This window comes from Streptosporangium sp. NPDC048047 (assembly GCF_040653115.1).
GTDB lineage: Bacteria > Actinomycetota > Actinomycetes > Streptosporangiales > Streptosporangiaceae > Streptosporangium.
Map to the genome: position 1 here is coordinate 207,009 of NZ_JBEZNH010000007.1, position 17,844 is coordinate 224,852.

Annotated in this window: 17 protein-coding genes and 1 pseudogene; 7 read left to right on the forward strand and 11 right to left on the reverse strand. The window is 72.2% G+C overall.

Annotation, left to right across the window (positions count from 1 at the left end):
- Positions 1-140: 140 nt before the first annotated feature.
- Positions 141-944, reverse strand: coding sequence for an inositol monophosphatase family protein (locus AB0D67_RS09125; RefSeq protein ID WP_362931625.1), 804 nt, complete (start codon positions 942-944; stop codon positions 141-143).
- 254 nt (positions 945-1,198) lie between these two features.
- On the opposite strand from AB0D67_RS09125, the gene AB0D67_RS09130 reads away from it, so the two are divergent.
- Complete coding sequence (locus AB0D67_RS09130; protein WP_362931627.1) at positions 1,199-1,957, forward strand: hypothetical protein; 759 nt, start codon at positions 1,199-1,201, stop codon at positions 1,955-1,957.
- 127 nt (positions 1,958-2,084) lie between these two features.
- On the opposite strand, the gene AB0D67_RS09135 is transcribed toward AB0D67_RS09130, so the two are convergent.
- From AB0D67_RS09135 to AB0D67_RS09145, 3 genes are all read right to left on the reverse strand, one after another.
- A complete protein-coding gene (locus AB0D67_RS09135) occupies positions 2,085-2,981 on the reverse strand; it encodes a family 16 glycosylhydrolase (RefSeq protein WP_362931629.1) in 897 nt (298 codons plus the stop codon).
- Between the two features lie 372 nt (positions 2,982-3,353).
- A complete protein-coding gene (locus AB0D67_RS09140) occupies positions 3,354-4,250 on the reverse strand; it encodes a family 16 glycosylhydrolase (RefSeq protein WP_362931631.1) in 897 nt (298 codons plus the stop codon).
- Positions 4,251-4,567: 317 nt separating this feature from the next.
- Entirely contained in the window at positions 4,568-5,182 is a 615-nt protein-coding gene (locus tag AB0D67_RS09145; RefSeq protein ID WP_362931633.1) for a helix-turn-helix domain-containing protein, read from the reverse strand.
- Between the two features lie 122 nt (positions 5,183-5,304).
- Between AB0D67_RS09145 and AB0D67_RS09150 the strand changes: the two genes are divergently transcribed.
- A complete protein-coding gene (locus AB0D67_RS09150; protein WP_362931635.1) occupies positions 5,305-5,826 on the forward strand; it encodes a nuclear transport factor 2 family protein in 522 nt (173 codons plus the stop codon).
- Here AB0D67_RS09150 and AB0D67_RS09155 read toward each other — a convergent pair.
- From AB0D67_RS09155 to AB0D67_RS09165, 3 genes are all read right to left on the reverse strand, one after another.
- On the reverse strand, positions 5,794-6,771 hold the full coding sequence (locus AB0D67_RS09155) for a zinc-binding dehydrogenase (protein ID WP_362931637.1): 978 nt from the start codon (positions 6,769-6,771) through the stop codon (positions 5,794-5,796). The two genes, AB0D67_RS09150 and AB0D67_RS09155, sit on opposite strands and share 33 nt — an antisense overlap.
- A gap of 216 nt (positions 6,772-6,987) precedes the next feature.
- Entirely contained in the window at positions 6,988-8,055 is a 1,068-nt protein-coding gene (locus AB0D67_RS09160; protein ID WP_362931639.1) for an FAD-dependent oxidoreductase, read from the reverse strand.
- Positions 8,055-8,540: a hypothetical protein gene (locus tag AB0D67_RS09165; RefSeq protein ID WP_362931641.1), complete on the reverse strand. Its 486-nt coding sequence runs from the start codon at positions 8,538-8,540 to the stop codon at positions 8,055-8,057. The genes AB0D67_RS09160 and AB0D67_RS09165 overlap by 1 nt, the downstream gene beginning before the upstream one ends.
- Positions 8,541-8,586: 46 nt before the next feature.
- Between AB0D67_RS09165 and AB0D67_RS09170 the strand changes: the two genes are divergently transcribed.
- Both AB0D67_RS09170 and AB0D67_RS09175 read left to right on the forward strand, forming a co-directional pair.
- Complete coding sequence (locus tag AB0D67_RS09170) at positions 8,587-9,015, forward strand: MerR family transcriptional regulator (protein ID WP_362931643.1); 429 nt, start codon at positions 8,587-8,589, stop codon at positions 9,013-9,015.
- Positions 9,016-9,050: 35 nt separating this feature from the next.
- Positions 9,051-9,218: pseudogene (locus AB0D67_RS09175) on the forward strand (DUF664 domain-containing protein); the annotation flags it as partial.
- 20 nt (positions 9,219-9,238) lie between these two features.
- Here AB0D67_RS09175 and AB0D67_RS09180 read toward each other — a convergent pair.
- Both AB0D67_RS09180 and AB0D67_RS09185 read right to left on the reverse strand, forming a co-directional pair.
- On the reverse strand, positions 9,239-9,616 hold the full coding sequence (locus AB0D67_RS09180; RefSeq protein WP_362931645.1) for a GntR family transcriptional regulator: 378 nt from the start codon (positions 9,614-9,616) through the stop codon (positions 9,239-9,241).
- On the reverse strand, positions 9,613-10,422 hold the full coding sequence (locus tag AB0D67_RS09185) for a hypothetical protein (RefSeq protein ID WP_362931647.1): 810 nt from the start codon (positions 10,420-10,422) through the stop codon (positions 9,613-9,615). Before AB0D67_RS09185 ends, AB0D67_RS09180 begins: the two co-directional genes overlap by 4 nt.
- Before the next feature lie 301 nt (positions 10,423-10,723).
- On the opposite strand from AB0D67_RS09185, the gene AB0D67_RS09190 reads away from it, so the two are divergent.
- Positions 10,724-12,079, forward strand: coding sequence for a DUF6461 domain-containing protein (locus AB0D67_RS09190; protein ID WP_362931649.1), 1,356 nt, complete (start codon positions 10,724-10,726; stop codon positions 12,077-12,079).
- Between the two features lie 73 nt (positions 12,080-12,152).
- Here AB0D67_RS09190 and AB0D67_RS09195 read toward each other — a convergent pair whose 3' ends face one another.
- Complete coding sequence (locus AB0D67_RS09195) at positions 12,153-12,935, reverse strand: SAM-dependent methyltransferase (protein WP_362931651.1); 783 nt, start codon at positions 12,933-12,935, stop codon at positions 12,153-12,155.
- A gap of 145 nt (positions 12,936-13,080) precedes the next feature.
- On the reverse strand, positions 13,081-13,692 hold the full coding sequence (locus tag AB0D67_RS09200) for a hypothetical protein (protein ID WP_362931653.1): 612 nt from the start codon (positions 13,690-13,692) through the stop codon (positions 13,081-13,083).
- Positions 13,693-14,555: 863 nt separating this feature from the next.
- On the opposite strand from AB0D67_RS09200, the gene AB0D67_RS09205 reads away from it, so the two are divergent.
- Complete coding sequence (locus AB0D67_RS09205; RefSeq protein ID WP_362931691.1) at positions 14,556-14,810, forward strand: MerR family transcriptional regulator; 255 nt, start codon at positions 14,556-14,558, stop codon at positions 14,808-14,810.
- 183 nt (positions 14,811-14,993) lie between these two features.
- Positions 14,994-17,844, forward strand: a 2,851-nt coding sequence (locus AB0D67_RS09210) for a WD40 repeat domain-containing protein (protein ID WP_362931655.1), incomplete at its 3' end; no start/stop codon positions are given.

Sequence of the window (17,844 nt, forward strand, 5' to 3'; positions counted from 1 at the left end):
GGCGCCGGACGGGGAGACGTCCCACCGGGGCAGGACACGAGGCAGGACGGCGGAGCGTACCGCCATGGCAGGACGGGGGAGAGCCCAGCCGTGGCAGGGGCGAGAGCCCAGCCGTGGCGGGGGCCGGGTGGACGCGCGGCCTACCGGTCGGGTGGGGACTGGTCGGCGATGAGGTTCAGCAGCGCCGCGTGGGTCTCCGCGTCGGCCGCCACGACGAGGCCGCCCGCGCCGGTGTGCAACGGCTGGCCGTGGATGCCGGTCACCACGCATCCGGCGGCCCGGCACACCGCGATGCCGGCGGCGAAGTGCACGTTGTCCCGCAGCCGGCCGTCGGTGACGTACGCGGCGCGCCGTCCGGCGGCCACCCAGGCGAGCGCCAGGGTGGTGGAAACGACACGTGGGCGGAACCGTTCGGCGAATCCCGGTTCGGCGAGGAGCCGGACGGCCCGGAAGCGCGGTTCGTTCGGGAACGGCGGGTCGAGGTTGACGTCCACCAGCCGTGAGTCGGGCGACGGCGTGAGTTCCTGGTCCGTGCCGTCGCGCCGGACGTGGGCGCGCTCGCCGTCGGTCCAGAACACCTCGCCGGAGAACGGGTCGGCGCAGGCCGCCGCCGTGATGCCCGAGCTCGTGCGCAGGGCGACGTTCACCGCGACCAGCATGTTCCGCGCGGCGTAGTTCAGCGTGCCGCACAGGGGGTCGACCAGCCACATGCGTTCCGCGTCGTCCGAGCCGGTGCGCCCGCTCTCCTCGCCCGTCACGGCGTCATCCGGCCGGGCCGTACGGAGGACGTCGAGGATGGCCTTCTCCGCTTCGATGTCCGCTGTCGTGGCGAAGTCACCCGCGGATTTCTCGAAGCGTGTCAGCGGCGCGCCGTACCGGGCGTGCACGACGGTGGCTCCCGCCTGGGCGGCGGTCAGGGCCAGCTCCCCGTCTGTGATCAGCATGCGCGCAGGATAAAGCAGGATGGAGCGGACCCGCGCGGCCTGCCGGGGTCAGCCGGCGTCCCGGCTCGCCGAGCGTAGGCCCTGGAGATCGAGCGCGAGGCCGCCGAGTACGGAAGACGCCGACAGGGACAGGCTCGACATATGCTCCGATCCGGTGTCAGCGCGTTGAAAGTATGTGTTCAGCTCATGTTCAAGGCCGCTGAAAGCGGCGATTCCTAACGTTCTGCGCGGAAACTTCAACCGCAAGGAGTGACATGAGGTCAATCGCAGCAATCGCCGCCACAATGGTGCTCGTCTCCTCCCCGGCCGCGGCCGAATCCGAGGAGAGCGACCGGGAGATCCCCCTGGCGCACATCGAATACACGAGCGGTCTCACCGTGGATTTCTCCGACAGCCAGCCCTCCAACGAAGTGGGGATGTCCCAGCTCGGGATCATCGGCCGCGCGCCGCTCATCGCCTGGGACCGAAGCAACAGCTACCTGCAGACCTACCTGGAGATCACCCCGCCCGACGTGCCGGTGCCCCAGCGTCTCGTCGACGACCACGGCCCCGACCTTCCCGCCGAGTTACAGCGGCGGCGGATCACCAGCGAGCCGGTCACCGTACGGGGCCTGACCGCTCCGGCCGGCGCCGTGCTCTCCGCCTCGTGCACCGCCGAATACTGGAGCTGGTACCTCTGGCACGACAACGCCAAGGCCGGCATGGCTCCCAAGTCGTACACCACCCACGACTTCGGCGGCTTCAAGGAGCGTCGCGCGGAGAGCTTCATCTTCAACTGCCTGCCGGAGGGCTCGCCGAGCCACCTGTGGGCCCGGCACCGGCTGTACTACTGGAACGGTACAAGCTGGTGGAAGCAGAAGGAGGAGAAGGTCGGCCCCGGGCTTCAGGCGGAAGAGGTCAAGGGCATTGCCAAGTACCACCGCAAGGTCACCTATGACGACAACTGGGGGTCCAACCCCAACTGCCTCAGTGGGGCTTGCAAGTACACCCGTGAGGGACGTTTCACCAGCTGACGGGTGGCCGGTCGCCTGCCGGCCGCTCACCGCGGGCGAACGTCCGGGGTTGACGCGTCGCCGGGCGCGCATGCGGCCGGCCCGGGTGACCACCGGGCGCGCGCGTGCGGCCGGCCGGGGTGACGCGTCACCGGGCGCGCGTGCGACCGACCCACACGTTGCGGGCGCGGAGATAGGTGTTTCCGGCGGGACCCGGCTGCTTGTCCCAGCCGGGGTCGTCGGATTCGATTCCCGAAGCCCAGGCGCCCATCTGCAGGTTGATGATGAGCCACTGGGGGACGCCGGCCCAGCCGACTCCCCGGTGGGTCGCCTTCCGGGCCCCGTCGAAGTAGTAGTCGAGCATGACGTCTTTTCCCCGTTTGGACATCCGGACGCGGTACCGGTGCCAGGCATCGGGGTCGCGGACGCTGATCCGCTTACGCTCGACGAGCTCATTGTCGTCGGCGCTTCTGTTCCAGGTGTTGAAGAGGTTGGTGGAATTCCCCACGTATTCCAGGATGTCGCTCTCCGGCGGCCAGTCCGGCCAGATCCCGATGGTCCAGAAGGCCGGCCAGATGCCCTTCCCGGTCTGCGTGCGGAACTCGCCCTCGATGTCGTATTCGGGGAACCGGTCGTCGACGAGGATCTGCTCCTTGGCGTGGACGGCGCCCGAGCGGTACCACAGCGGAGCGTACGGCGCGTGCGGACTGTCTCCGTCGGGCTGAGCCAGCCGGGTCGCCGTCAGGGTCAGCACACCTTTGGCGAGGGAGACCTTGTCGGCGTGCATCCTGGCGGCGCCGTTATGGGTGTCGGCGTCGGCGTCCCAGGGGTAGAGGTGGTTCCAGCTCCGGTCGAAGGCCGAGGAGCTGCTGAGGGAGGACCTCTTGATGACGTTCTCCCACGAGGCGCCGGTCCGGCGGGGGCGGCCGGCGGCTGAGGACGTGGCGTGCGCCCCGGCGGGGACGAGCGAAAGCCCTAACGACAGGCCGCCGACGCCCGCCGCCGAGGCCAGGAGCCGACGCCGGCTGACTTCTCGTTCGGACATGTTCTTTCCTTTCTCCGGCCCCCGAAGTCTCCGGCCCCCAAAGCCTCCGGCCCCTGAAGTCTCCGGACTCCGAAGTCTCCGGCCTCGAAGGCTCCGGACTCTGAAGCCGTCGGTCACCGGCGTCCGGAGGGAGGCCGGCCGCCGAGCCGGACCCGAGCCTGATCGCAGAAAAGCACATGAACGTCACAGATCGCGTACGGCCCGCCGTGAGTTTCCTCCTCGTGGGACGGACACCTCGTCTTGCGATCCGCGGCTCTGCTCCCCGAACCCCGAACCGGCCTCCCGAAGCCGTTCCCCCGGGGCTCGGACCGGCCCCCGATAGCCAGAGAAGCCCGGTGACGCGTCACCCCGGTGGACCCCCGGGGCGACGTGTCACCGGGCGCGCATGCGGCGGACCCACACGTTGCGGGCACGGAAGTAGGTGTCGCCGGAGGGGCCCGGTTGGCGACTCCAGTCAGGACCGAGGGGTTCGAGTCCCGAAGCCCAGGAGCCCATCTGCAGGTTGATGATGAGCCACTGCGGGGCGCCGGCCCAGCCGATCCCCCGGTGGGTCGCCTTCCGGGCCCCGTCGAAGTAGTAGTCGAGCACGACGTCGTCTCCCTGCTTGGACATCCGGACGCGGTACCGGTGCCAGGCATCGGGGTCGCGGACGCTGACCCGCTCACGCTCGACGAGTTCCTCGCCGTTGGCGCCCTTGCTCCAGGTGTTGAAGAGGTTGGTGGAATCCCCCACGTATTCGAGGATGTCGCTCTCCGGCGGGAAGACCGGCCAGATCCCGGTGGTCCAGAAGGCCGGCCAGATGCCCGGCCCGGTCTGCGTGCGGAACTCGCCCTCGATGTCGTACTCGGGGAACCTGTCGTCGACGACGATCGGCTCCTTGGAGTGGACGGCGCCTGAGAGATACCACAGCGGAGCGTACGGCGCGTTCTGGCTGAATCCATCAGGTGCGGTCAGCCTGGTCGCCGTCAGGGTCAGCACACCCTGGGCGAGGGAGACCTTGTCGGCGTGCATCCTGGCGGCGCCGTTGTGGGTGTCGACTCTGTCGTTCCAGGGGTAGAGATGCTTCCAGCTCCGGTTGAAGGCCGAGGGACTACTGAAGGAGGACCGCTCGATGACGTTCTCCCACGAGCCGCCGGCCCGGCGGATATGGCTGCCGGCTGAGGACGCGGCGTTCGCCCCGGCGGGGACGAGTGAAAGCCCTAATGACAGACCGCCGACCCCCGCCGCCGAGGCCAGGAGCCGACGCCGGCTGACTTCTCGTTCGGACATGTTCGTTCCTTTCTCCGCCCCCTGAGTGCCTTTCTCCGGTCCCCGAAGCCGTCGGTCACCGACGTCCGAAAGGAGGCCGGCCGCCGAGCCGAAACTCGGGCCCCACCGCAGAAAAGCACAGAAATGCCACAGATCGCGTACGGCCCGCCGTACATCTGGGCGCCGGCTTTCCTGGGCACGCGGACCGGCGTGTCAGGTGGGCCGACTCGCAAGAGGTCCGATGGGGGCTCGCGGGGAGAACGCCGGGCACGCCGGTGTCGCCGGGCGGACGGCTCGTGGGCCGCTCACCGCGTCTGAGGCCGTGGGTCGTGGGCCGCTCACCGGGCCTGGGGCCGGAGCCCGTCGAGGATGAGACGGGCGAGGTGCGCGGAGCGTTCGCGGCTGGTCTCCGCGCCCGCGTGGCGGATCGCGGCGAAGGCCCCGGCGACCAGCGCCATCACCTCGTCGGCGGCGAGGTCGGGCCGTACGGCGCCGGCCGCGTGCGCGCGGTCCAGCAGGTCCGAGACGTGGCGGGTGAGGTCTGCCGCGAGGTCGGGGGCGGCGGTGCGCAGGTCGAACTCAGCGGCCACGAGGGCGCTCTTCACCGCCACGTTCTCGGCGCCGCTGGTCATCATCGCGGACAGCAGTGTGAACAGGGCCGCGGGATCGCCGGACGCGGCGAGTGCCTCCGCCTCCGTCACCAACTGCCGGATCTGGTCGGTCGCGACGGCGAGATACAGCGCTTCCTTCGTCGGGAAGTGCCGGTGGACGGTGCCGGGGCCGACGCCCGCGCGGCGGGCGATCTCGTCGAGCGGGACGCCGAGACCCTCGGTCGCGAAGAGGCGCTGCGCGGTCCGCAGGACCCGCTCGCGGTTGCGGCGCGCGTCGGCCCGCAGCTCCCGGTCGCTGCCGGGGGTCGACGCTGAAACGGGCTCGGGTGGCTGGTTGGACATGTCGGGATCAGTATAACCGGGGCGTCGCACCGTATAGTGTGGTCGTAAGCGGGGCGGCGCACCGGTTGGAGTGCGCGCCGTTTCCCGTGCCCCGATCCGCCGACCGCGAGGAGAGCACGCCGATGACCACACGCGAGGACGCCGCCGACCTGATCCGGCGGATGCAGGAGTGCTTCAACAGCCGGCGGTTCGACCAGGCCGCCGACCTGCACACCCCCGGCTTCTTCAGCCACCCGCTCGGCGTCGCCGGGTTCGAGGCGGGCAGGGAGGCATGGCGGGCGGTCACCACCCGGTTCCCCGGCATGCGCGTCGTCGCCGAGGACATCCTGGTCGACGGCGACCGGGCCGCCGTCCGCTCGGTCGTCGAGGGGATCGCCGTCCCGGACGGCGACGCGCGGCCCGCACTGTTCGAGATCTTCCGCTTCGAGGACGGCCGCTTCGCGGAGATGTGGGGGGCCGGCACGGGGTTTCCCGCTTCCGCCGGCCCCGAGGACCTGGTCGGTCAGACCCGGGAACGCGCACCGCTCACCGCGGAGTGCGGGCCGGCCTCCGCCGTCGTTCCCGCCACCCCGGTGCCGTCGTCGTCACGCGACCCCCGGTCCGGCGGCCGGTCAGGCCCCGGTGGCGCCGGGCAGCAGCAGTGACTTGCCCACCGTGGTGCGGGCGGCCAGTGCGCGGTGGGCGTCGGCGGCCCGCTCCAGCGGGTAGGTCGCGCCGATCGCGGGCCGCAGCCGTCCCTCCGCGGCCAGCTCCAGCGCCAGGGCCAGCCGTTCGTGCGCGGCCTCCCGGGTCGGCCGGCCGTCGGCCAGCGGGGTGAACACCCGCAGGTCGCGGCGCGCGGCCAGCTCCCGGTCCGGGGCGGCGAAGCCCTCGGCGGTGCCGTAGGTGACGAACCGCCCGCCGTCGGCCAGCGCGTTCAGCGCGGCCGTGCCGAGCGGGCCGCCCGCGCCGTCGTAGACCAGCGCGGCGCCGCCGCCGGTCGCCTCGCGGACCCGCTCGACCCAGTCCGGCCGCGTGTAGTCGACGGTGACCTCCGCGCCCAGCTCGCGGGCCTGCGCCAGCTTGGCGTCGCTGGACGCGGCGGCGACCACCCGCGCGCCGGCGTCGACGGCCAGCTGCACCAGCAGCGAGCCCGCTCCGCCGGCCGCCGCGGTCACCAGCACCCACTCGCCCTTCTGCGCCGCACCCAGCCGTTCCATCATGATCGCGGTCGTGCCGTCGTGCACCAGCGCCGCCGCCGTCTCGAAGGTCATTCCGTCGGGGATCGGCATGATCTCATCGACGTCGGCGACGACCCGCTCGGCGTAGCCGGTGCCGGTACGGGCGACCACCCGCCGGCCGGCCCACGCCGGGTCCACGCCCTCGCCGACCGCCACGACCTCCCCCGATCCGCCGCCGCCCGGGATGTACGGCAGCTCGCGCGGGAAGAAGTCCCGGCCCCAGCCGCTGCGCAGCAGGGTGTCGAGGAAGATGACGTCCGCCGCGGCCATGCCGACGACGACCTGGCCGGGGCCGGGCGCCGGGTCGTGCAGTTCCACCGGGGACAGCACCTCAGGACCGCCGAACGCGGCCACCTGGATCGCACGCATGAGCAGACACCCTTCATAGGGGAGAACGTGCGGTCCACTCTTCAACCTGAACCATGATTGAGGTCAAATCGGCCAGGGTGACCCGGTGTCGGGAGCGGACACCCGCCCAGTGTGCCGCCGGCCGGGATTCCGCGGTGATCCGTCAGATGCTCGTCCCGCGGCCGGGGCTCTCGGGGCTGAGCCGCTCCGTGGGTGACGCCTGAATTCCTGCCGGAATCACCTCCAACCAGAACCGGCCCTCCTGGCGTCGAGTTGGCTGACGATGTGCCGTGCGTCGCGTCCCACGCCGCCGACCAGCGAGGAGGCCATGGAGGAAAGGAACGGCAGCCCGATGAGATACATGCCGGGCTGGCCGGACACGACGCCGCGGTGGTGGTCGGGCGGGCCGGCAGCGGGGAACCGCGGCAGCTCGATCCATGAGTAGTCCGGGACATAACCGGTGCACCAGATGACCGCGGCGACATCGCAGACGCGCCCGTCCTCCAGCGCGGGACATCCGTCGCTCGTGCCGGTCACCCGGGGAAGGCGTTCGACGCCGGCACGGGCCAGGTCTTCCTCGCGCACGCGCACCAGCGGGGTGCCCTTCCCCGACCCTTTGGCCGCGATCTTGCGGCCCCATGCGGTGTCCGTGCTGAGAACCCGGTTCATGACCCGGTAGACCGGCCCTCCGATGCCGATCGGGAAGCGGCCGGTGGAGCGGCCGGCGAGCAGGGTACGGCGTGCGGGTGCGAGATCGAGCGCGATCTCGGCACCAGAGTTCCCGGCACCGACGACGAGGACCGGACCGTTGGGCAGTTGGCCGGGGTTGCGGTAGTCGCTGGAGTGGAGCGTCACGGTCGCCGGATCCACCTGCCCCGCGAAGCCGGGCAGCCGCGGAGTCATCGCCGGTCCGGTCGCCACGATCACGTTGCCGGCCCGCACGATCCGGCCGGTGGAGCTGATCACGTAACCGCCGCGGTCGGAGGCCCGGCGCAGCCGATCGACCCGCCGGCCCAGCCGGAGCGGGAGTTCGAACCGTGTGGCGTACGCCTCCAGGTAGCCGGCCATCTCGTCCTTGGACGGCAGGTGCCGGCGGGGGGCGGGAAACGGCAGGCCGGGCAGGTGGGTGAAGTGCGCCGGGGTGAACAACCGCAGGGAGTCCCATCGGCTACGCCAACTCTGCCCGACGCTGTGTGCCGCGTCCAGGATGACGAAGTCGCGACCCCGGCGCTTCAGGTGGTAGCCGGCGGCCAGCCCGGCCTGTCCGCCGCCGATGACCACCGTGTCGAACCGCTCATCGCTCATCACGAGCACCCCGCTCCCATGTCTCCCCACTTGGCGGGTTCGGCGCCGTGACCCGGTGGGCGCAGGCGAGCCCGCAGCGGACGCCGGACCGACCACAGATGCGCCACGACCGCGGTCAGCATCAGATAGCTGAAACCTCCATGCCAGGTGTGCTCCGGTGGCGCACCCACCCAGCGCAGCGACCCGGTCACCGCCATCGCGCCCACTGAGGCGAGCAACAACCGGTATCCCCACCGCCGGGCCTGTGCGCGAGCCGACTTCGGCCGGGAGCCGCGCCGGCGGAGGCGTGCGACCCGCCTCGAACGAGTCCGCAGATGCACCCCGACCAGGCCGGCCAACGCGACCCCTGTCGCCAGGTGAGCCCACGCGACCGGTACCAGCAGCCAGCAGGCCACCAGAAACCCCAGCACGGGCAGGTCGGTGATCAACCCTGGCGGCAGCCCGCGGCCCCACCCGCCGCGCTCCGCGTGTGTCATCGCGCTCATGTCTCCACGGTGGAGGTTCAAGCCGACTTGAAGTCAAATAGGACGCATGGAACTCGTACCGATCGGCCGGGTGGCCGAGCAGCTCGGACTCGCCGCGTCAACGCTTCGCTACTACGACGAGCGTGGGCTGGTGTCCCCGCGGGCGCGGCGCGGCGGACGGCGGATGTACTCCGCCGACGAGTTGCGCCGGCTCGCGTTCCTCAAGATCGCGAGTTCGCTCGGGCTGCCATTGGACGCCGCCGCCGCCGTCCTGAACGCGCCCGGACCGCAGTGGCGGCAGGCCGCGGAGGAACAGCTCGCCAAGCTGGAGCAGTTGATTCGGCAAGCACAAGCGGCACAGACGTTCCTGACGAGCGCGTTGGGTTGCCCTGCCGACCATCCGGTCAGCGAATGCGCGAACATGATCGAACCTCTGGACCGGCTGATCGCCGGAACGACCGTCGATGAAATCGCCGCCGAACACATCCGGCCGTGAGCGGGTGACGATGCCGGACCTGTCCGGCGGCGCGCGTCCGCCGGGCGCTCACCTCCATGATCGAGAAGGCCGGCCGGCACGTCGGCCACGCGGACGTCCTCCGCGAACCGATCGACGGCACGACCGGACGCCGAACGTGCCGTCCGCCCGTCGCCCCGGGCCATGGCCGAGGCCGGGCCGGCGTCGTGCGCCCGGCGACGTGACCCCGTCACCGGGGTCGCGGTCATGGCGAGGCCGGTGCCGTCGTGCCGGACGCCAGAGCCGCCTGCACGATGCGGATCGCCTCGCCCGCGTCGAGGCCGACGCTGGCGATCACGGCCGCGTAGTCGGCGGCGGCCCGGCGGGCCCGCTCCCGGCCTTCCTCGCCGGCGGCCGACACGAACGAGCCCGCCCGCCCGCGCGTCTCGATCAGCCCCGCCTCCTCCAGCTCCCGGTAGGCCCGGCCGACCGTGTTGACGGCCAGGCCCAGGTCGGCCGCGAGGTGGCGGATGGTCGGCAGCCGGGCGCCCACGGCCAGCGTGCGGTCCTGGATCTGCCGGGCGAGCTGGGCCCGCAGCTGCTCGAACGGCGGCACCGGCGAGGCCGCGTCGATGACGATCATCGGACGCCCATGGCCCGCCGGGCCGTCGTCGCGCTCGACGGCGTCCTGGCGTGGAGCGCGACGCCCGTGACCAGGCTCAGGATCAGGTAGGCGATCGCGGCGGCTCTCCACCAGCCGGGCGCGGTGCCGAACAGCAGCACCACGGGCAGCGCCCACTGCACGGCCGGCAGGTTGAGGTCGCGGGCGTCCTCGACGCGCATGATGACGTCGGCGGTCAGCGACTCCTCGTCCTCGGCCACGACCGGGTGCCCGAGCAGGTGACGCAGCTGCACGGCGATGATGGCCGTCACGCCGAGCAGGCCGATCAGCAGGACGACGGCCGGTTGCCGTACGGCGGGGTCGGGAACGGCCAGGGCGCTCCCGGCCAGCACCACCGCGCCGGCGGACGTGGCGACCGCGAAGACGGCGTACGGCCGGCCGAGCACGGCGCGCCAGCCGGGCTGGACCAGGTGGGTGGCCCTGCGGGACAGCGTCGCGCCCGCCCGCTGGTCGACGCGCCGCACCCACCGGTCGAGCAGCGACTGCGCCAGCAGCAGCCCGGCCATCGACGCGGTCAGGGCGAGCAGCGGCAGCGGGCGATACGGCTGGAAGCCGCTGAGGGCCGTGACGAGCGCGCTCACGAGGATCAGCGCGGCCAGGACGACGTGGGTGGCGAGGCGGGCGCGTCTGCGGACCGCCAGCCGGCCGGCCAGCAGCGGGGTCGGCTGGGAGTCGCCCAGGTCGTGCCCGGCCAGCCATTCGGCGGCCGACCGCAGATCTGCCGCACGCGCCGGCGGGCCGGCGTCCGGCGATGACTCGCGGATCATGGCGCCTCCTTTTGTCGCAATATTTGTATTAACAGTGTGCGTCATAACTTGCGACAAAATCAATGCCCCGCGAGCTCCCGCCGATCGGGCCCGGAGCATGGCCGGGGGAGCGGCGCGGAGGGTCCGCCCGGCGCCGCGCTCCTTGAACGTGCCGGAGGGAACGGGCCGCCTGGTCCCCGAGGGGCCGGGCGGCGACTCCTGAACCGGACGTACGGCGAGCCGATCCCTCCTGCCGCCGGGAATGTCGGATCCGCCTGCCACACTCACCGCGATCATGAAAAGGGGAGAGCCGGGGAGACCCATGCGCAAGATCATGCTCGCGGACTACGCCTGGGAGGACGACTGGCATGAGGAGATCTACACCGTCACCTTCGTCCGCGGCCCGGACGAGCGCGAGACGCTCCGGAGGTTCGGCGTGGTCGACGGCAACATCCACCCGGTGGAAGACGGGGAGGTCATGGAGCGCATCGGAGTGAACGAAGGCTGCTGTGACATGGTGCTGGTGACCCGGGCCGGCGACTGGACGATCGCCTTCGAACACAGCGGCTGGGCGGGCACCCGGCCCGAGACCCTGCGTGAACTGACCCGCGACGGCGGTGAGGCCGTCTCCGTCATGCGCCACGACTACGCGGCCTCGCATCACTTCGGACACGCCGCGGACGGCCGGATCCGGACGGCCTTCCGCCCGCAGACACCCCAGGACCGCTGGGGCGGCCACCCCGACGCGCTCAACGAGGACATGCGCGAGCTGGGCCTGGAGCCCGAACCGGACGAGGAGTTCCAGTACCTGTCCGGCTCCGTTCCGGCGGCCCTCGCCCTGGCCTCCCGTATCACCGGAGTGCTGTTCACTCCCGCGCTGCTGAAGGGGCCGCTGCTGGGCGGGGTCATCACCGACCCGGTGCCCGACGACCCCCGGGAAGGCGGCCGGCCCACCCGGCACGCCCTGTGGGTCATCAACCGGGAGCTCGCCGAGGCCATCGACAACGCCTCCCCCGGCCTCCAGCGGCGGGTGGCGGTCGCCGAAGCCCGCCGCCAGTGCGAGCTGGCCGGGGTGGCCGATCACCCGGTGCTCGCCGCCGCACTGGCGTCGGCTGAGCGGGCATCGGCCGAGCAGGGCGGGGTCATCCAGCCGGCACCGGCTGACGCCGGCGCGGCCGGGCAGGACGGCGTCGTGCAGCCGGTGCAGGCCGGGCCGGAACCGGCTGGGCCGGCTTCGGCGGGGCCGGACGAGACGACGGCCGGGCATGACTCCCTGCTCGCCGAGCTCATCCGCGGCTACGTGTCGGAGCTGACCGGCCATCCGATAGACGAGACCACCGGCGAGTGGATGGCGAACCCGTCCGCGAACCCGTCCGCGAACCCGTCCGAGGAGCCGCACCGCTCCCTGGACGGCGGGCGCAACATCTTCTCCTTCGAGAACGCGACCGGCATGCCGTACTGCCCGAGCTGCAGGTGGCATCACCGCCCGGACGAGCGGGAGCGGGAGGCGATCCGGCCGCGCTGGCAGGCCGCGACGGCGACACGCCGCGCCCTGTCACCCGACGCCAGGCAAGCCGCCTACGGCACCCACTTCGCCCTGGTCTACGGGGATCAGGTCATGTTCGATCCTGGTCACGCGGCGGCCGTCACCGCGACGCTGCGCGCCGCCTCGGCATAGCGGGCCCCGGCTCCATCCCCGTCCGACGATGGTGAACCGACCTCGCTGTCGGCCCGCCCCGCTCATCGGAGGTTCAGCGGGCAGGGAGCCGGCCGACGCCGGCGAGGATCTCGTGGGCCGTTTCGGGATAGAGCTCGATGTCGGGGGCGGGCCGCCAGTCGGCGGGGAAGACGATGCCGGGAGGAAGGATGTCGAAGCCGTCGAACAGGTCGTGGATCTCGGTCCGGGTGCGGGGATGCACGGGGTTGGCGGTCTGGGCGTAGACGGCTTTGCCGAGATCGAGTTCCTGCTCCGACATGGTGTCGGAGCAGGCGTGGGTGGCGGCCAGGCAGCTTCCCGGGGCGAGGGCGTCGCGGAGGGTCGCGATGACGGCGTGGACGTCGCCGGGGATGAAGTGCAGGACGCCGACCGCGAGCACGCCGAGGGGCCGGGTGAAGTCGAGGGTCGCTCGTACGTCGGCGTTGCCGAGGACGGCCTCGGGGTCGCGGAGGTCGCCGGAGACGGTGACGACGCCGCCGCCGTCGACGACGGCCTGGCTGTGGGACACGACGGCGGGGTCGTTGTCGACGTAGACGACGCGGGCGTCGGGATGGGTTTCGCGGGCGAGGTCGTGGACGTTGGGGTGGACGGGCAGTCCCGATCCGAGGTCGAGGAACTGGGTGATGCCGGCGGCGGCGAGGTCGCGGACGGCGCGCAGCAGGAACCCGCGGTTGGCGCGGCAGCTGTCACGGACGCTGGGGAAGGCGCTGACGAGCGTCTCGGCGGCTTCGCGGTCGGCGCGGTGGGTGTCCTTGCTGCCGAGCAGGCAGGCGTAGATGCGGGCGGCGCTGGGCTGTGAGCCGTCGGCGGGGATCATGCGGGGGTGGCCTTTCACGGGGGAGGGAGTGGCCTTTCACGGGGGAGATGGTGGATGCGGCGGAAGCCGCGGTGCCCATTCTTCAGACGGCTGGTCTCCGAGGCGATCACGCGGATGTGCCGGAGTCCGGGTGGATCGAAGGCGCTCAGAGGGACGGGTGGTCGGTGATGCCGGGGCGGTGGTGCGGTCGCAGGCTCTGCAGCGCCTCGTTGATGCCGGCGCCGGAGCCGGCGGCGACCTCGATGCCGGCGGGGCCGCGGACGCTGGCGTGGTAGACCGGCTCGACCGGCCCGGCGGCCGCCGCTCCGTCGTCATCGAGGCGACCGGTCCGCTCGGGGCCGAACCGCAGGACGATCTGCGCGCCGTCGCGCAGTAGCGCCTCGGCGTCCAGGAGGTCGGGGGGGACCGGGCGCGGGGCGAGGGAGTCGGCGGGGCACAGGGCGGCGATCGGCGTGCGGTGGCGGGTCAGCAGGATCGCCGAGCCGCTGGGGCGGCCGGCCTGGCGGACGAGGTCGCCGAGCTTGGCGCGGGCCGAGGTCGCGGGCCAGGTGGGCAGGCCCATCATCGGGCCGGTGACCTCGCTCATGGGGACGAGGGCGGCCCATTCCCAGTGTTCGCGGGTGATCAGCGTGGTGCGGCCCTCCCGGGCGGCGCGCACCAGTGCCCCCCAGTGGGTGCGGGCTTCCTCGACGCCGAGCGGGGCGCCGTACCGGTTGACCAGGGCGGTGTAGGCGGAAGGCGTGGAGACGTCCATCATGCGAAAATCGTAAGCCGCCTTACGAATATATTGCAAGGCGGCTTACGAAGAATGGGGGCGATCGGGGGGCGGTCCTCGTCGGCTTCGGCTCGCATGGCGGCCATGCCGCCGACGTCGCCCCTGATCGCGCGGATCCGGATGGAGGGCCTGCTCTCCTCGGTGCCGAAAATCTGTAGTGACGGCGGTAGACATTCGCGATGAGGGACGGTATGGTTTCTGCCATCGCAAGGGACGGATCCACGAGGGCAGAGCAGTACGAAGCACCACGACGAACTGCCCGGACGCACGTGGACAGCAGAAGACGAGGTAGATGGACGGCAGAAGGTCGGACGTGCCGGGGCCGACGAAGTGGAAGGGTCCTGGCCGTGGACGCGCTGCCGAAGCAGTGGCGGATGAAGTCGAAGTAGAAGTAGAGATACCGAAGGGAGCGTTGAACGCCATCAGGATCGCCCGTCGCCGGCTGCAGTTCGCCGCACGGGTACCGCACCTCCACGGATTGGACGGTGGTTCACGGTCACGCATACGCGATCCCCGCACCCCCGCCCTCTCGGGCGGTCGGCGCGGAAGCAGTGAACCGGTCACAGGACCGGTAGATGGTGTTGAACCTCAACTGGGCCCCGGCGCATCATTGCGCCGGGGCCCCTGTCCGCGTTAGGGAAGGTTTTATGGATCAATCGGTCATATCCCCGGGCTCTCATCCCCGGGACACCGCCGAGAAAGCGAAGACGAAGGCGGTCCGCACACCCCCCGATGCGACCGGCGGCAAGGCGGCCCGGACGTCACCCGATGTGGCCGGCGGCAAGGACGCGGCCGACGACGGGCCCGGCCGGAAACTCGATGACGAGAACTACCCCGCCTACAGCATGGGCCGGGCAGCGGAGATCCTCGGCGTCACCCCGGCCTTCCTGCGCAGCCTCGGCGCCGCCAAGCTGATAGAGCCGCAGCGATCCGAAGGCGGCCACCGCCGCTACTCGCGCTACCAACTGCGACTGGCCGCCCGCGCCCGGGAACTGGTCGACCAGGGCACCGCCCTGGAGGCCGCCTGCCGCATCATCATCCTGGAAGACCAGCTCACCGAAGCCCTGCGCATCAACGACGAACTGCGCCGCCGCGGCTGATCGGTCACCAGCCTCACCACACCCGGATCCGCGATCCGTCCCGCCTTCCGTCACCGGGTGCCGGCCACCCGATGCGGGACGGCGTCCACTTCCACGTCGCCGACGACGACCCGGTTCGGGGTGTCTGACCGGGGATCGGGGATTGTGCGGACTTTCCGGCCCCGGGTGGGTGATAGTGGCGGGGTGAGCGCTGAGGAGCAGGAGGGGCAGGAGGGGCAGGAGGCTCGGTCAGAGCTGATGCGGGCCGGGGTACGGGCCCGGGTGGCACGGCTGGCCCGCACCTCGGTCTCCGGAGCGCGCCGCTGGTCGACTCCGGCGCTGCTGGCGATACTGTCGGCCGGGGCGTTCGGGGCGTTCCTGGAACCGGGCGAGGCCACGGCGGGGGCCGCGATGCTCGGAGCCGCCACCGCGGTCGGCGGCAACCTGCTGACCGACATCGTCAAGACGGGCATCGCCCGCCTCGGCCGAAACAGCGGTGACGATGCCGTCGGCGGCGAGTCCTCGCGGGAGGCGCTGGAGGCCGAGCTGGAGCAGCGCATCCAGCGGATCCTGGAGAGCGGCGGGCCCGAGGCCGAGGAGTTGCGCGCGGAGATCGCGCGCCTGCTGGAGGAGGTCGGCGCGGTCGGCGCCGCGATCGAGGCGACGATCGAGGCAGGGGACCGCGACCTGCAGGCGCATCTGACCCGTGGCCTGGCCGGCCTGGGCCGGGAGTTCGTCGAGTTCGCCTTCACGCTGGCCGCCGTAGAAGATCGGCTGCGGGTGCTGCGGGACGGCCAGGACGTCCAAGGGGCGCAGCTCGGCCTGGTGGTGGATCTGCAGTATCGGCAGGCGACCGACATCCGGCTACTGCTGCAGCTGGTGTCGGAGCTTCCCCGGCCGCACCCCGGCGGCACGCCCGGCGCCGGCCGGGCACGCTGGAGTGGCGGGAGCCCGTACCGGGGGCTGGTGCCCTTCGGCGAGGCCGACGCCGAGATCTTCCACGGCCGGGAGGTGACCACCGCGCAGCTGGTCACCACCGTCTCCCGGCGGCTGACCACCCCGGGCCTGGTGGTGGTGACCGGGGCCTCGGGGGCGGGCAAGTCCTCACTGCTGCGCGCGGGCCTGCTGCCGGCGATCGGCCGCGGTGAGCTGACGGCGGCGGCCCGGGACTGGCCGGTGCAGATCCTGGAGCCGACCGGCTCCCCGCTGGTCCGTCTGGCGACCGCCCTGGCCGCGCTGGCGGGTGTTCCGGCCCCTGACATGGTGCGCGGTCTGCGAGAGGATCCCGGACAGGCGCCGCTGCTGGTGCGTCAGGCCGTCGAGGCCGACGCCCGCCGCCGTACCCTCCCTGCCGTGGCCGAGGGCAGGCTCGTACTGGTCGTCGACCAGTTCGAGGAGGTCTTCACCCTCGTCTCCGACACCGCCGAGCCGGCCGTGGCGGAGCGGGAGGCGTTCGTCACCGCGCTGCACGCGGCCGCGACCGTCCCGTGCGGGCCGCAAGGCGCCGCGGCGGCGCTGGTGGTGCTCGCGGTGCGCGGTGACTTCGTCGACCGCTGCGCCGCCCACCCCCACCTGGTCACCGCCCTGCAGGACGGGGCGTTCGTCGTCGGCCCGATGACGCAGACGGACCTGCGGCGGGTGATCACCGGCCCCGCCGACACAGCCGGCCTGGAAATCGAGCCGGGCCTGGTCGACGTCGTCCTCGGCGAGCTGCGCGCGCCGGGCGGCGGCTATGAGGCGGGGGCGTTGCCGCTGCTGTCGCAGACCATGCTGACCGTCTGGGAACACCGCGACGGCGAGCGGCTGACCAGCCGGGGATACGCCCGCACCGGCGGGGTGACCAAGGCGGTGGCCTCCAGCGCCGATTCCGCCTACACCGATCTGGCCCCGGATCGCCGGGAGACGGCGCGGCGGGTGTTCGAGCAGCTGACGGCCGTCACCGGCGACGGCACTCTGGCCCGCCGTACCGTCGAGCGCGCCGCTCTGCACGCCGGCCGTTCCGAGGCCGAGCGTGCCGCCGTCGATGAGGTTCTGGAGGTCTTCGCCCGGAGGCGGCTCGTCGTCGTCGACGCCGGCCGGGTCCAGATCGCCCATGACGTGCTGCTTGGCTCCTGGCCGCGGCTGCGCGGCTGGCTGGCCGACGAGCGCGCCGACCGCGCCCTGCACACCGAGATCCTGGAGGACGCCGCCGAATGGGATCAGCGCGATCGGGACGCGTCGTTCCTGTACGGCGGGATCCGTCTGCAGGCCGCCGAAGAAGCCGTCGCGCGTTGGCGGGCCGACCCGGACCGCTACGACGGATTCGGTCTGCCCGGCCCCGCCGCGGCCTTCCTGCACGCGGGCACCCGCGTCGCCACCCGGGCCCGGCGCCGTCGGCAGCTCCGGTTCACGGTGCTGGCGGGGCTGCTGGTGGTCGCGGTCATCACCGCGGTGGCGGCGGTGCGCTTCGGCCAGGACGCCGAGCGGCAACGCGCCGAGGCCGACCGGCAACGCGCCTGGGCGCTGACCCGCAGCGCCCAGGCCGCCTCCCGGAATGCGGCGACCTACAGCCAAGCCCTGCCCGACGACCCGGTGGCATCGGCGCGGCTCGCCATCGCGGCGCAAGCCATCGCCGACACCGACGAGGCACAGGTGAGCCTGGCCGTGCTTCTCAGCAGACCCGCCCGCGCTGTCTTGACCGGCCACACCGGCGCGGTGAACTCGGTGGTGTTCAGCCCGGACGGTGAACGTCTGGTCTCCGCCGGAGACGATGGCACGGTGCGGGTCTGGGACGCGGTCACCGGCAGGCAGCTCGGTGCCCTCCTCACCGGCGACACCGGCGCGGTGCGCTCGGTGGCGTTCAGTCCGGACGGTGAACGTCTGGTCTCCGCCGGAGACGACAAGACGGTGCGGATCTGGAATGTGGCCACCGGCAGGCAGCTCGGTGCCCTCCTCATCGGCGACACCGGCCTGCTGTACTCGGTGTACTCGGTGGCGTTCAGTCCGGACGGTGAACGCTTGGTCTCCGCCGGAAACGACAAGACGGTGCGGGTCTGGGACGCGGTCACCGGCAGGC

Coding starts and splice junctions, on each gene's coding strand:
- AB0D67_RS09125 (WP_362931625.1), bottom strand. CDS start 944: ATGCTGATCACAGACGGGGAGCTGGCCCTGACCGCCGCCCAGGCGGGA.
- AB0D67_RS09135 (WP_362931629.1), bottom strand. CDS start 2,981: ATGTCCGAACGAGAAGTCAGCCGGCGTCGGCTCCTGGCCTCGGCGGCG.
- AB0D67_RS09180 (WP_362931645.1), bottom strand. CDS start 9,616: ATGATCGTCATCGACGCGGCCTCGCCGGTGCCGCCGTTCGAGCAGCTG.
- AB0D67_RS09145 (WP_362931633.1), bottom strand. CDS start 5,182: ATGTCCAACCAGCCACCCGAGCCCGTTTCAGCGTCGACCCCCGGCAGC.
- AB0D67_RS09195 (WP_362931651.1), bottom strand. CDS start 12,935: ATGATCCCCGCCGACGGCTCACAGCCCAGCGCCGCCCGCATCTACGCC.
- AB0D67_RS09165 (WP_362931641.1), bottom strand. CDS start 8,540: ATGAGCGCGATGACACACGCGGAGCGCGGCGGGTGGGGCCGCGGGCTG.
- AB0D67_RS09140 (WP_362931631.1), bottom strand. CDS start 4,250: ATGTCCGAACGAGAAGTCAGCCGGCGTCGGCTCCTGGCCTCGGCGGCG.
- AB0D67_RS09190 (WP_362931649.1), top strand. CDS start 10,724: ATGCGCAAGATCATGCTCGCGGACTACGCCTGGGAGGACGACTGGCAT.
- AB0D67_RS09170 (WP_362931643.1), top strand. CDS start 8,587: ATGGAACTCGTACCGATCGGCCGGGTGGCCGAGCAGCTCGGACTCGCC.
- AB0D67_RS09150 (WP_362931635.1), top strand. CDS start 5,305: ATGACCACACGCGAGGACGCCGCCGACCTGATCCGGCGGATGCAGGAG.
- AB0D67_RS09185 (WP_362931647.1), bottom strand. CDS start 10,422: ATGATCCGCGAGTCATCGCCGGACGCCGGCCCGCCGGCGCGTGCGGCA.
- AB0D67_RS09200 (WP_362931653.1), bottom strand. CDS start 13,692: ATGATGGACGTCTCCACGCCTTCCGCCTACACCGCCCTGGTCAACCGG.
- AB0D67_RS09130 (WP_362931627.1), top strand. CDS start 1,199: ATGAGGTCAATCGCAGCAATCGCCGCCACAATGGTGCTCGTCTCCTCC.
- AB0D67_RS09160 (WP_362931639.1), bottom strand. CDS start 8,055: ATGAGCGATGAGCGGTTCGACACGGTGGTCATCGGCGGCGGACAGGCC.
- AB0D67_RS09155 (WP_362931637.1), bottom strand. CDS start 6,771: ATGCGTGCGATCCAGGTGGCCGCGTTCGGCGGTCCTGAGGTGCTGTCC.
- AB0D67_RS09205 (WP_362931691.1), top strand. CDS start 14,556: ATGGGCCGGGCAGCGGAGATCCTCGGCGTCACCCCGGCCTTCCTGCGC.